At 48.0% G+C, this 12,055-nt stretch carries 16 protein-coding genes; 13 read left to right on the forward strand and 3 right to left on the reverse strand.

All coding sequences use genetic code 11. From position 1 onward, the window contains the following. Window positions 1-2: 2 nt before the first annotated feature. From ACSEXS_RS08415 to ACSEXS_RS08430, 4 genes are all read left to right on the forward strand, one after another. Complete coding sequence (locus ACSEXS_RS08415) at window positions 3-791, forward strand: sulfite exporter TauE/SafE family protein (RefSeq protein ID WP_438432713.1); 789 nt, start codon at window positions 3-5, stop codon at window positions 789-791. Between the two features lie 96 nt (window positions 792-887). Continuing rightward, a complete protein-coding gene (locus tag ACSEXS_RS08420; RefSeq protein ID WP_438432714.1) occupies window positions 888-1,157 on the forward strand; it encodes a metal-sensitive transcriptional regulator in 270 nt (89 codons plus the stop codon). A 41-nt stretch (window positions 1,158-1,198) separates the two neighbouring features. Then, the gene (locus tag ACSEXS_RS08425; RefSeq protein WP_438432715.1) at window positions 1,199-1,513 is read left to right on the forward strand and encodes a rhodanese-like domain-containing protein; all 315 of its coding nucleotides are present in this window, start codon (window positions 1,199-1,201) and stop codon (window positions 1,511-1,513) included. Then, window positions 1,489-1,920, forward strand: coding sequence for a rhodanese-like domain-containing protein (locus tag ACSEXS_RS08430; RefSeq protein WP_438432716.1), 432 nt, complete (start codon window positions 1,489-1,491; stop codon window positions 1,918-1,920). Before ACSEXS_RS08425 ends, ACSEXS_RS08430 begins: the two co-directional genes overlap by 25 nt. 46 nt (window positions 1,921-1,966) lie before the next feature. On the opposite strand, the gene ACSEXS_RS08435 is transcribed toward ACSEXS_RS08430, so the two are convergent. Beyond that, a complete protein-coding gene (locus tag ACSEXS_RS08435; RefSeq protein ID WP_438432717.1) occupies window positions 1,967-3,160 on the reverse strand; it encodes an MFS transporter in 1,194 nt (397 codons plus the stop codon). Between the two features lie 115 nt (window positions 3,161-3,275). On the opposite strand from ACSEXS_RS08435, the gene ACSEXS_RS08440 reads away from it, so the two are divergent. The 7 genes from ACSEXS_RS08440 (at window position 3,276) to ACSEXS_RS08470 (ending at window position 8,288) form a co-directional block, all read left to right on the forward strand. Further along, window positions 3,276-3,800 carry a CGNR zinc finger domain-containing protein gene (locus ACSEXS_RS08440; RefSeq protein ID WP_438432718.1) on the forward strand — a complete coding sequence of 175 codons (525 nt, stop codon included), beginning with the start codon at window positions 3,276-3,278 and terminating at the stop codon, window positions 3,798-3,800. A gap of 36 nt (window positions 3,801-3,836) precedes the next feature. Further along, entirely contained in the window at window positions 3,837-4,055 is a 219-nt protein-coding gene (locus ACSEXS_RS08445) for a DUF3788 family protein (RefSeq protein WP_438432719.1), read from the forward strand. A gap of 229 nt (window positions 4,056-4,284) precedes the next feature. Continuing rightward, window positions 4,285-4,668, forward strand: a complete 384-nt coding sequence (locus ACSEXS_RS08450) for a DUF302 domain-containing protein (RefSeq protein WP_438432720.1) — start codon at window positions 4,285-4,287, stop codon at window positions 4,666-4,668. A gap of 453 nt (window positions 4,669-5,121) precedes the next feature. After that, on the forward strand, window positions 5,122-6,138 hold the full coding sequence (locus ACSEXS_RS08455; RefSeq protein WP_438432721.1) for a glycoside hydrolase family 130 protein: 1,017 nt from the start codon (window positions 5,122-5,124) through the stop codon (window positions 6,136-6,138). 366 nt (window positions 6,139-6,504) lie between these two features. After that, window positions 6,505-7,056, forward strand: a complete 552-nt coding sequence (gene ybiA, locus ACSEXS_RS08460; RefSeq protein WP_438432722.1) for a riboflavin biosynthesis intermediates N-glycosidase — start codon at window positions 6,505-6,507, stop codon at window positions 7,054-7,056. Between the two features lie 39 nt (window positions 7,057-7,095). Next, window positions 7,096-7,401, forward strand: coding sequence for a hypothetical protein (locus tag ACSEXS_RS08465; RefSeq protein WP_438432723.1), 306 nt, complete (start codon window positions 7,096-7,098; stop codon window positions 7,399-7,401). 2 nt (window positions 7,402-7,403) lie between these two features. Continuing rightward, window positions 7,404-8,288, forward strand: coding sequence for a YwqG family protein (locus ACSEXS_RS08470; protein ID WP_438432724.1), 885 nt, complete (start codon window positions 7,404-7,406; stop codon window positions 8,286-8,288). Between the two features lie 151 nt (window positions 8,289-8,439). Here ACSEXS_RS08470 and ACSEXS_RS08475 read toward each other — a convergent pair whose 3' ends face one another. Next, a complete protein-coding gene (locus ACSEXS_RS08475) occupies window positions 8,440-9,615 on the reverse strand; it encodes an MFS transporter (protein ID WP_438432725.1) in 1,176 nt (391 codons plus the stop codon). Window positions 9,616-9,804: 189 nt separating this feature from the next. Next, window positions 9,805-10,668, reverse strand: a complete 864-nt coding sequence (locus ACSEXS_RS08480; protein ID WP_438432726.1) for an alpha/beta fold hydrolase — start codon at window positions 10,666-10,668, stop codon at window positions 9,805-9,807. A 133-nt stretch (window positions 10,669-10,801) separates the two neighbouring features. Between ACSEXS_RS08480 and ACSEXS_RS08485 the strand changes: the two genes are divergently transcribed. Then, complete coding sequence (locus ACSEXS_RS08485; RefSeq protein ID WP_438432727.1) at window positions 10,802-11,695, forward strand: LysR family transcriptional regulator; 894 nt, start codon at window positions 10,802-10,804, stop codon at window positions 11,693-11,695. A gap of 104 nt (window positions 11,696-11,799) precedes the next feature. Beyond that, window positions 11,800-12,030, forward strand: coding sequence for a hypothetical protein (locus ACSEXS_RS08490; RefSeq protein ID WP_438432728.1), 231 nt, complete (start codon window positions 11,800-11,802; stop codon window positions 12,028-12,030). Window positions 12,031-12,055 lie beyond the last annotated feature (25 nt).

The raw sequence follows: 12,055 nt of genomic DNA on the forward strand, positions 1-12,055 counted from the left end.
CTGTGGATTTGTTGCTCTATCTCATCATGATGGTTCTGGGCTTAGTCGGTTCTTTTTTCTCCGGTTTGTTGGGCATAGGCGGAGCCATTATCAATTATCCTTTGCTCTTGTATGTGCCTTCCCTGTTTGGTGCGGCTCACTTTTCGGCACATGAGGTTTCTTCGATCAGTATGTTCCAGGTCTTTTTTGCTTCACTCGCCGGTGTTCTGGCGTTTCGAAAAAAAAGCAAAAGTGAACCGTCCGTAGTCAACAAGCCGCTGGTTCTCTATATGGGCAGCAGTATTTTAGTCGGTAGCCTAATTGGAGGATTCCTATCGGGTTTTCTGGACGGAGAGATCATCAATCTCATTTATGGTATTCTTGCTGTGTTGGCCGTGGTTCTCATGCTCCTTCCCCGCAAGGGGGCCGAGGAGCCCAAAGCGGAGCTTTCCTTCAATCGAGTGATCGCGGCGGTGTCTGCCTTCTTGGTTGGCATTGTGTCCGGAATCGTTGGAGCGGGCGGAGCGTTCATTTTAATACCCATCATGCTAACCGTTCTTAAAATCCCCACTCGGACAACGATCGCCTCTTCCCTGGCCATTGTTTTTATTTCGGCCGTGGGCGGCGTCCTCGGCAAGATTACCGGCGGCGATATTCCGCTATGGCCGACCGTCTTTACCGTTATCGGCAGTTTGATCGGCGCCCCGTTAGGATCAAAAGTCAGTGCCAAGATGGATGTTAAAGCGCTGCGGTACGCCTTGGTGGTTCTGATTGCTCTTACCGCCATCAAAGTTTGGTCGACCATCCTGTAAGGCTACCTGATGGCTATTCCATAAAAGGGGTGTAAGTTTCATTTTTTTGCTCTATACTATACCTATACCGGTATATTAGAGAGGGGAAAAGAAGCAATGGAATACCATTATCCAGATGAAATTAAAACGCGGTTACGGAGAATAGAGGGTCAGATTCGCGGTGTATTGCGGTTAATGGAAGAAGGGAAGCCTTGTAAGGAAGTCGTTGCCCAGCTTTCCGCTGTCCGCAATGCTTCTGACCGAGCCCTTGCCCAAATTGTGGCGGAGAACCTTCAGCAATGTATTTTAACCGAGCAGGAAGCCGGCAACAAGGATACGAAAAAAATGGTACAAGAAGCGGTTGAGCTGTTGGTGAAAAGCCGGTGAAGCTCTTCCGTTAATCTATACGGATGAGGAGGATCAATCAAATGGCATTCAAAATTCCGAAAGCAATAACCCCTCAAGAGGTCGCAGCCAAGATAAAGCATGGCGAGAAACTGAGCCTGCTGGATGTTCGTGAACCGGAGGAATGGGCAGCCGGTCATATTAAAGGAGCAAAGCACATTCCCCTCGGGCAGCTCTCCCAGCGCCTGAACGAACTGAATCCTGCCCAAGAGACGATTGTGATGTGCCGAAGCGGCAATCGCAGCGGTCTCGCCTGTGAATTGCTCAGCGAGAAGGGATTCGACGTCGTGAACATGACCGGTGGCTTGAACGAATGGAAGGACAAACTTGTGCGATGATCTTCCTATACGTCTTAATCGGAGCCATAGGCCTGTGGGTTCTGCGTGAACTGTGGCCGGTATCTTCTCTCCGCTATGTCGATGCCCAGGAATGGGAGGAAGCCCTCCAAAACGAATCAAGCCTGAAGCTGCTCGATGTCCGGGACTCCTTGGATTATCAGCAGGGGCACGTTCCCGGGTCGATCAACCTATCCCTCGGTCGGTTGCCTTATGTGTGGCAAAAGGAGCTTTCTCCGGATAACCCCGTCGTCATTCTGTCCGAAAGCCGCTATCAGAGCCATAAGGCCGCTCGCCTCTTGCATAAGCGGGGGTTCCGGCAGCTCTACGCGCTGAAGGATGGCACGGTTTTCTCGCCTGTAAACCAATTCAACAGGACAGAGTGCTTTAATCAAGGGTGCAGACGCTAGAATCCTTTCTTGAACAACCAGGACGTTCTCATTCACAGCCGCTAATCTAGCGGCTTTTTTGCTGTGCTAGATCCGGATGGTCGGTTAAGGGACGCCAAGACAATGCCAGAATCCCGATTCCGCCCGTGAGTCCAAAGATGACCCAAGGCCACAAGGAATTCGGAAAATGCTTGAGCGCCCAGGTTCCCAGATAATTGCCCATCGTGCCTCCCAAAGCATTGAACAGGGTTAACATTCCGAAGTAAACCGCCGTGTCTTGGGTGCGACTAAACTCCGCAACGGCTAAATCCATACTCGGCAGGGCGATCGTCTCACCCGCGGTAAAAATCAATACACAGACGATCACCCAAAGGATAGAGGGGAACAGGAAAGCACATCCTAGGCCGAGCGCCAGGAGGAAAAGGCCGACTTGGATCAGACGGACCGAACGGAACTTATCAAAGACCGGGCGAATGAAGAACATCAGAAGAAATCCAAACGCACCATTTCCAAGAAGGATCAGGCTGCTCCAACGATTATTTTCCGTAATTTGATACAGGTAGAGCGGAAAGGCAACGGTCAATTGAGCAAACAGAATCCAGAAAAAAGTAAGAATGAGGCAGAAAATCAGGAACTTGCGGTTGCGAAGCACCCTTTGCAGGCTGGGAGCCATCGAAGCGGCTTCCCCGGTTGGTTGAGGGAAGGGAGCGCTGACGAAGACATAAACCAAGAAAAGCAAGAGCGTAAGGATGGCACCCATATAAAAGGGCGGGATGTCCGATACATAGGCAAGAAGCAGTCCGCCCAGTCCAGCACCCAAGATCAATCCGCCGTTCAGGGCTTGATTATACAGGGTAAAGGCCTTCTGGCGCAGGCCCTCCTCCAACTGCCCCAGGGCTGAACGTGCGGCAGGATCATACAGAGCGGCACCAAGTCCAATGAAGAGTGAAGCCGCTTCAAACCCTGCAAACGAGGCAGAGCCCATCAGGATGAAGTATCCAATGGCTCCGAGCAGGCATCCCGACGCAACGGCTTGCCGATAGCCCATCCGTTCGGTGAAGGCACCCAAAAGGAGCGGGGCGGCATTGCTCAGAATCAAAGAGGTACTTAAAATGGTACCGACTTGCCATGGAGCAAAGGAAGCGGATTCCGCAAGAAATACGGCCAGAAAAGAAAAGGTGGAATACTTTGAAGCGTTTAACAGGAAGATGGAGGCGAGCAGCATCTTCACATGGGAGGGCATCGTTTGTACGCGATTCATGGCAGCAACCCCTTGTGTAACCTCCAAATCACATTTGGTGGTTACCATGTTTAATGGTATAATCGTATCCGAAAAGAAAAAGCGATGCAACCATTAAAAACAAGTAGGTGGTTACATGGGATCGGCAACGAACCAGGAAGCGCCGGAGAGCCTTGAAATCGTGCGCCAGTTTCTAAATACATGGAGGATTCCCAAACAAACCCGAATTCCGGCCGATTCTTTGGTAACGAAGGATGACGTTCGCTGCTTCGCAAACCAATACTTTACCAAGGATTTGCGTGTTGAGGACATAGAGGAAGTCCGTAAGCTGCGCGAAGAGCTGCGTCTTCATCTGGGCAGCGGAGATCTTGAGTTTCTTGCCAAATGGCTGGAAGAGTATCCAGTTACTTTGTGCATCCGTGACAACCAACTGGACTATTCGGCAACGGACAGCTTATGCGGAAGAATCATCGGCATGGTCATGAGGGCGGTCTCGGCAGGAATCTGGGATCGAATGAAGGCTTGCCCGGACTGCCAATGGGTATTCTATGATTCCACCCGCAACAAGGGGAAAATATGGTGTACGATGCTGGCCTCTAGTCCGGAAGGGAGATCCTGCGGTACGATTGCCAAAGTGAAGCGCTGGCGAGAAAAGCAGTAAGTTCGTCCCTAAATAATGGGCGAGAGGGTGAAGATCATGGCATTTGACAGAATGCTCGACAAAAATGTGATTCCGGCAAGAAGTGACATATATGAGTTTATGGGGAATCAAGCAACGGATGCTTGGATAGAAATTACCGATTTTCTGGATGAGAACTATGATTTTGAACCGGAGACTGTGTTTGGCGGGAATAATTACGGCTGGTGTGTCCGCTATCGAAGAAGCGGTAAAACACTATGCGCCCTTCCCACATAACCCGTTAACCATCGAGTGGCAAGAAGGTTCTAGGATTACAAGAACATAGTCCATAAGAGCCCGCGCCCAATGCGGGTTTTTAGTAACATAATCCAGACTTGTCCAAACGGAACTCCTGCCGGAAGTTGATTGATTATCTGTGTAATAATTCGGTTGGAATCATTCAAACAGGGAAAGAATAAATGCCGTTCCGTTCACCGAAAGTAATCGATCAAAGGAGAGATCGTCCATGTTCCATTATACGGTTGAGACGACGAAGACGCCTGAGCTTGCCATTGAAGCCTTGACGGAAAATTTGAAGACGGAGAAATTCGGTGTTCTGTGGCAGTTGGATATGAAGGAGAAGCTGCACGAGAAAGGTGTCGAATTCGAGATGCCTTATCAGATCCTAGAAGTCTGTAACCCGGTGGAGGCCAAGCGGGTTCTGTCGGAAAATGTGCTGGTTGGCTATTTCCTGCCATGCAAGCTCGCTGTATATGTAGAGAACGGTACGACCAAGATCGGCATGCCGAAACCAACGGCGTTGATCGGGTTTGTAGAGAACGACGAGCTGATGAGCATTGCCGCCGATATTGAAAAACGGCTTACCGCTTGTATAGACAAGAGTGTATAACCGATCCCTACTCCCAAGAACCCTAACTGATTTAGGGTTCTTTTTGGTTTTGTTACGCGTGTTGGGATTGGGCGGGACACGGAAGGATCCGGCCTTGGCCTGGCGATTGTATATGAGATTGTAACCCAAATGGGCGGGGCAGCAGGTCTACGCTTGGAGGGGGCTACCTACGTCTTCGTGGTGAAGCTGCCGGTTTGATTTCGGAGGAGCCGTCTCATGCTTACATTCCTATTTAAGTGGCTGCTCGTCTTCTGTATACTATTCAATGGCAGCCTTGTGCCTTTCTATATTCGTTAACGCTTTATCCGTTCCTTCTCCTTCCTGCATGGCATCATGATAGGCTCCGTGAAGGAATAGAGCCGCATTCTCCAACACCTGATAAGCATGGTCAAGGACGAGAGGCAGGGCCATGCCTGATCCATGAATCTGGTAAAGAAGAGAGGCTATCAACTTATGCAAATCAAACGCTGCAAAGACAACCCGATCGTTACACCGGGCCTGTACGACTGGCGAATGGCAACCGTATTTAATCCTGCGGTTATCTTCGATAACGGGAAGTTCTTCATGATCGAACGGGCAGCAGGCAGCCTGGATCCATTCCAATGCAACTTCGGCCTGTTAGAGAGCGATGACGGCGTGAACTTCCGGCATGTATTGGATAAACCGGTGATTCATCCGGAGCAGTTCGGTTTCCCTCACGGCAGCATTCAAGATCCGCGTCTGATCAAAATGGGGGATACCTATTATTTGAATTATGCGCTTCGGCCCTGCTCCATGAGCTACTATCCGACAGGAGTGGGCATCCCCAACAGCTCCAAGCCCGAATATCCCGACGGGTGGGGCAAGCCGGAGCATTGGCTCACTCGATCTTCCATCGCGACCTCGAAGGATCTGATTCAGTGGGAGTTCCTGTGCGACACGACTCCGCTAGAAATTAACGATCGCGACAATATCCTGTTCCCAGAGAAGATCGGAGGGCGTTACGCGCTGCTGCGACGTCCGGAAGAATACATAGGGCCGGAATATGGTACGGACAAGCCCGCGTTATGGATCTCCTATTCGGATGACCTCATCCATTGGGACAAGCCTATTTTAGTTGCGGTACCCGAGAGGGAATGGGAGTACAAGAAGATCGGCGGTTCCACGCCTCCCATTCGGACGGATAAGGGCTGGCTGACGCTGTATCACGGCGTCGGGCTTGATCATGTGTACCGGGTCGGAGCGATGTTGCTGAATCTGGAGCATCCGGAACAAGTCGTCGCGCGCGCTCCAGGCTTCATCATGGAACCGGAGACTTATTATGAGAAGTTCGGCTTGTTCATTCCGAACGTGGTGTTCCCGACGGCCAATGTCGTGAAGGATGGACTTCTGTACATCTACTACGGCTGTACCGATACCTCGATTGGCCTCGCGACCGTTCCGCTCGACGAATTGGTAGACTACGTCATCGAGCAAAGCGAGAAGAGATAATCTAAGGTTCGCTTGAAAATCGAACGGACTCGGCACAATGCCGACGAGGGTAAGAGGTATATTTAACGTTTCAGCATTGGAATGGGCGTACCATCCACGCAGTTTATGTTCAGAATGGCAAGGAAACGGTCTACCCTGTGTTTAGCAGCAGAGAATAGCTTCATCCAGGAGAAGCGGGTCCATCGGGGCTCGCTTTTTTTGTAGGAGGATTGGGTAAATAAAATAGCCGGTTTCAACTAATACGGATTCAGCCACATCAATGGAAACTTGCGCTTCAACGGATTTTCTGATATTTTAGATAGTATCATAATGTTATTAACATAATAGGAATAACAAAAGGCAGCAGAAAAATAGGGAGGATAGGCCATGATTTATAATCTCGATGAGTTAAAATTAGCCTGTATCGAGGGAGAAACGTTCAAGTTCGTATTCTTTTGGGGTCATACTCCGTCTAAGGATGGAAGTATCGACGAACGCTGCTTCAGCCAATGGTGGATGTGCCGTTTCACGGTAGAGGGGACGGAATACTCCTGTGCCGAGCAGTTTATGATGGCCGAGAAGGCAAGGTTGTTCGGTGATGACGAAATGCTGGAGTCGATCCTTCAAGCCAAGCACCCCAAGGAGATGAAAGCCTATGGACGTGCGGTACGACACTTTGACAAAGCGATTTGGGAAAAAGAATGCTATGGTATCGTCAAAAGAGCAAGCTTGGCTAAGTTCTCGCAGAATCCGAACCTTGGCGAATATCTCAAGTCGACAAAGAAGCGCATCCTCGTTGAAGCCAGCCCGCGGGACCGTATATGGGGAATCGGCATGGGTAAGTCTAATCCGGATGCAGAGAATCCCTTGAAATGGAGAGGCAGAAACCTATTGGGATTCGCGCTGACGGAAGCGCGAGATGAACTGCTGCGGGATTAGAGATAACCCCAGGCAAGCTGTTGAAATGGAGGGATGACCTTGAGGTATACCGACTACATCCGCCTGAAAACGGGCAGATACCAATCTGTAGGGAAATTTGGCGACCATATTTACGCCTATGAGGTTCTGACGGGGGTTACCGACTCCCCGGAGTACCATCAAATCTCGAAGGCGGAATTCGATTCGTTTGAAACCTGGAGTCAGGAGTACATTTTGGATCTTAAGAAAATGTATGAAATCATTAACCGCCCTGTCTTCTGCAGCGGCTACCTGGGAAGAGAGATGCTAGACCCATCACTGCTTCGCGATATTAAACTGCAAATGGTACATAAGGGAGAGTGCTAGGAATGGTAAGAGAGACCCATACAGATAAGCTCGAGCGATTGGTTCGCGAATACCAATTCGAACATGCGATGGAGTATTTGCAAGCGTCGGTGCGTCAAGGGATTCGCTTGTCCAAGAAGGAGATCGAAACCTACAGCGAAATCGGCGCCTCCCGTATTGGAGGCGATCCTGATCTGCCTGCCGGCATGGAGTGGCCGGCGGATTCGGCCGGAACTTCCATGACCTTTTTGGCCCAGCTGCGTTTAAGTGATCTGCTCCCTCACGATGATACGAACCGGCTGCCGGCAACGGGAATGTTGTACTTTTTCGTAGGGTTGGATGAACCCGCCTATGGCATCGAGCACAAGGTGATCTATCTGTCCGAAGATAAGCTTCAGGAAACGAAACGCCATCCTTCGCCTGAAGTAACGGCGGTTGAAGGAGAGTTTACCGGTTACCGGGTAAGCGCCAGATCATCTTTGGAGCCCCCGAATTACGGATATGTCGATGTTGAGATCGTGGAAGACGATGAGCACGATTACGACCTATATGAAGAGCTTTGCTTCGAGTTGACGGAGAAGAGTTCCAATGACTTGGCTGTGATGTTCGGTTATCCTTCCACCCAGCATGGGGATTGTGAATACGAAGCGGCGCTTCATCTGTTGACCGGCAAAACATACACCTATTCCATGGAAGCTGCGTTACAACAGATTACCGATCATTTCAAAGGAGATTCCGATCGAGCGAAGCAGGAGGTAGGAGATATGATGCTGCTGCTTGCGCTGGACTCCGATCCGGATGTGGGCTTCTGCTGGTGGGACGCGGGAGAGCTGCAATTCTTTATTCGCAAGGAAGACCTTCTCGCCGGGAACTTTGCCAATACCTATTGCTCCCTCTACTCGAGCTAAGGACGCAATTGGCCGCCAAGCCAGCGGATTGGTTTTCCAATCATCATTTCAAAGACGAACAGCAATCCAGTTTGACAGGAAACTGTTCGTCTTTGTTCATGCTCCAATACGAGATGCCAAGCATCTGTTGAGGCTATAACCACGATGATATTCAGTCATTCGTTGCCACTTTCTTTGGATTGTAGCGAAAAGCGCGGACAGCGATAAATCCAAAGCTTAAAACCATGAACAGGATGCCTATCCAAACAATCGATCTCGTCCCAAAATCAGCGATAACCGCTCCCCCGACAAAGGTTCCCAAAGCTATTCCCATATTTCCCAAAGCTACGAACAAACCATTGGCAAACGTAGGAGCTTCGAATGCTGCGGTAGTTATCGAATTCTGACAGATGTTAAGTCCAATTGTATACAATGTTCCCCACAAGGCAATCAACAGGGTCATAGGGATAGAGTAGTCTCCCAACACAAAGACCAGCAGGTAGACGATTCCGAAGATAATTGGAAAAACCAGTGCAGTTCGCATGGCACGTTTTTGCAGTAAGAAACCCGATATGACATTACCGATTAATCCCATTGTCCCAAAAATAAACAGCATAACGCTTATTTGCCTACCGTTCATTCCAGTAATTCCATCCAGGAATTCTGCAAAGAAGCTGAAAGTCGCGTACATGCCCGCATTCAGTAGAACCATGGTGATGATACTATTCCACACAATCGGTTTGCGCAGCACGCTTAATTGCGATCCATACGTAAGTTTTTCTCGGACAGGCATAGACGGAACAAAGATTATTATGAAGATTAGCGCAATCATATTAACGATGGCAAAGAAATAGAGGGATGCCTGCAGAGATAGTACATCTGCGAGCAAGGCTGCGATGGGGGATCCAATAACCATCCCGGCACTGCTGCCCATCAATATTCTGGAGGTTGCTCGCGCCACGTACTCTTCCCTTACGGAATTAGCTGCAGCAACGAAAGCAACCGAGAAAAAAACGGGGTGTAAGAAGGCCGGTATAATTCTCGCGACGAGAAGCACCTCGAAGCTTGGCGCATAAATCGAAACAAACCCAGATAAGGTGAACAATCCCATGGCAATTAGCATGAGGACTTTGCTGTTTATTCCCGAGAGAAGCAAGGGCATAAACAGTCCAGAAATCGCCACTGCCAGAGCAAATAAGCTGACAAGCAAACCCGCTTGGGATAATGAAATGTGAAAATGCTCAGTCAGATGAGGGAGAATACCAATAAAACCCATCTCGGTGTTCACAATCCCGAAAATACCGAATGCCAGAATGAAGATAATAAAAGATGATTTGTTACGAGACATTTTACCACTCCCATGTGTTATGTAGTTAATCGAGTAGGCTTTTGGATGAAAAACTTAAAGCTCAATGAAACAGCGTAAAACCATTCAGCTGTTTCATTGAGCTTTTGTGCGCTTCATAGCAGCCGATAAAATTGAGAAGTTATAGTTCTGTCGCGGGACAAGCGCATAAGAGAAGCAAGCCATGATCGGTCAGCCTACAAGTGCGTGGTTTAGGAATTGCTGAATTAGCTCACTGATCTCATTAACATGTGTTTCGAGAGCAAAATGCCCTGTATCAAGAAAATGGACTTCCGCAGATGGAATGTCACGCTTATAAGCTTCAGCTCCAGCAGGGAGGAAAGCAGGATCATTTTTTCCCCATACGGCTAAAAGCTTAGGTTGATACTTACGGAAATACGCCTGAAAGTCAGGATAACGATCCACATTTGTTCTATAATCAAGAATCAAGTCCAATTGGACTTCTTCAGCTTCCGGGCGCGACATGTAAGCAATATCTAAGGAATACCCGTCTGGTGAAACAAGGCTGGCATCCGCTCCATGTAGATACTGAAAATTGAGAATGGTCTCGGGGGTCAAGGAATCGCGGCATGCTTCACGATTTTCAGGTGTCGGAGAGTGCCAATACGTCTCCCAGGATCCCCAAGCGTCACTAAATCCCTCAAGATAAGCGTTACCATTCTGACTAATAATGGCTTGAACTCTGTGCGGGTGAGCCATTGCCAACCGATAACCAACAGGTGCGCCGTAATCAAACACATACAGAACATACTGGTCGAGTCCCAATGCTTCAGTAAAACCTTCAATAACTTGGAACAGGCTGTCAAATGTAAAGTGAAATTGACTGCGCGGCGGAGTTTTGGTTTGACCGAATCCAGCGAGATCAGGGGCGATGACACGGTATTGTTCTGCCAGCTTGGGAATTAGGTCGCGAAACATATGACTAGAAGACGGAAACCCGTGTAATAACAATATAACTTGACCGTCCTTGGGACCGGCTTCCCGATAAAAAACTTCGACATCTCCAACTTTTTGTTGATGATAATGAGTTCTCATTCTGACATCCCCTTGTGAATCAATTTATTAGTTGGTTTTGAACTACGGTTATCGTATTATAAAAATATATATTTGACTAACGAATAAATCGAATGTCTACTATTTCAAATTGAAATACAAAAGAGGGATCGATGTGATAGATTCATTAGAAGGCCGTTATTTTCTGGCGTTTATTGCCTTACTTGAAGAAAAAAGCTTCAGTCAAGCTGCAGATCGCCTAGGCTATGTTCAGTCCACCGTAACCACTCACATTCAACAGTTGGAGAAAATTTGCGGACAAAAATTGTTTCATCGATATCCACGGGGGATAGAACTTACAGAAGCGGGGAAGGTATTTTCAAAATATGCTTATCAGTATGTTCACTTAAGTCATTCCCTTAAAGAAAGTATGAACAAACTGGATCAACCAAGCGGAACGATACGTATGAGAACGCAAGAATCTTTTTTTCTTACTCGTATGCTTCCCTTTGTGCAGGAATATACGAGAAATTCTCCAAGTGTGACGTTGCGTATTGAACAAGGATCGCATCAAGACATCCTTAAAGGCGTACTGGATTATGAGCTGGATTTTGGAATTGTTCCTCGCGATCCGAAACGCCATGATATTCTTTTTTATCCATTAATGGAAGAGGAGATCGTTTTTGCAGCATCGGAGGAAATATCTCGGAGGGTGAGACATGCGGGAGTCCAGATTCTAAATGACGAGCTTTTTATAAGCAACGGCACATCTTGTTTGTATCATACGACTGCTGTAGAGGTTTTAAAAGAAGCCGGGGTTACGGTTAAAGATGCGTTAGAGCTATCCAGTCTTGACATGGTTAAACAATATGTAAGCTGTGGAAAAGGTTTTGCCTTAGTCCCTGTAATAGCCATTAACAACGAACTAAAGACGGGTACCCTAAAGATCCTTCCGTTCAATTCCAAAATGAGTTTTTCGCATGGTCTAATTGTTCATAAAAATCGAGAACTTGGTTTTACTGCAAAAAGTTTTCAATCTGAACTCCTACGTTTTTTTAATGGGGAGTAAGTTATTACTGAAGGAAGAAGGTATCTTAAGCGAGGATGAGTACCCAATCTGTGTCCTTTGCTATTACGCAATACCCGCCAAGTTAGAAACGAGGTGCAACTAATATGGTAACTCTTGAAGAAGCATTGGTGGAACAATCCTTAAGTAAATTAATGCTTGTACCAAAAAGCGACATCCACACTCATGGAGGTAAGGGCGGCCGGATCAAGTATTACTCGAAATGGGCCAATGCCGATATTAGTGCCTCCGAACGTCCTTTTGAAAACTTAGAAGGCATGCAAAGCTGGTTCAATTCAACCATTAAATTTATGATAACGGCAAGCCGGGATATCTAAAACGAATAGAAGCTGCATTTGCACA

Source organism: Gorillibacterium terrae (assembly GCF_051594785.1).
Classification (GTDB): Bacteria; Bacillota; Bacilli; order Paenibacillales; family NBRC-103111; genus Gorillibacterium.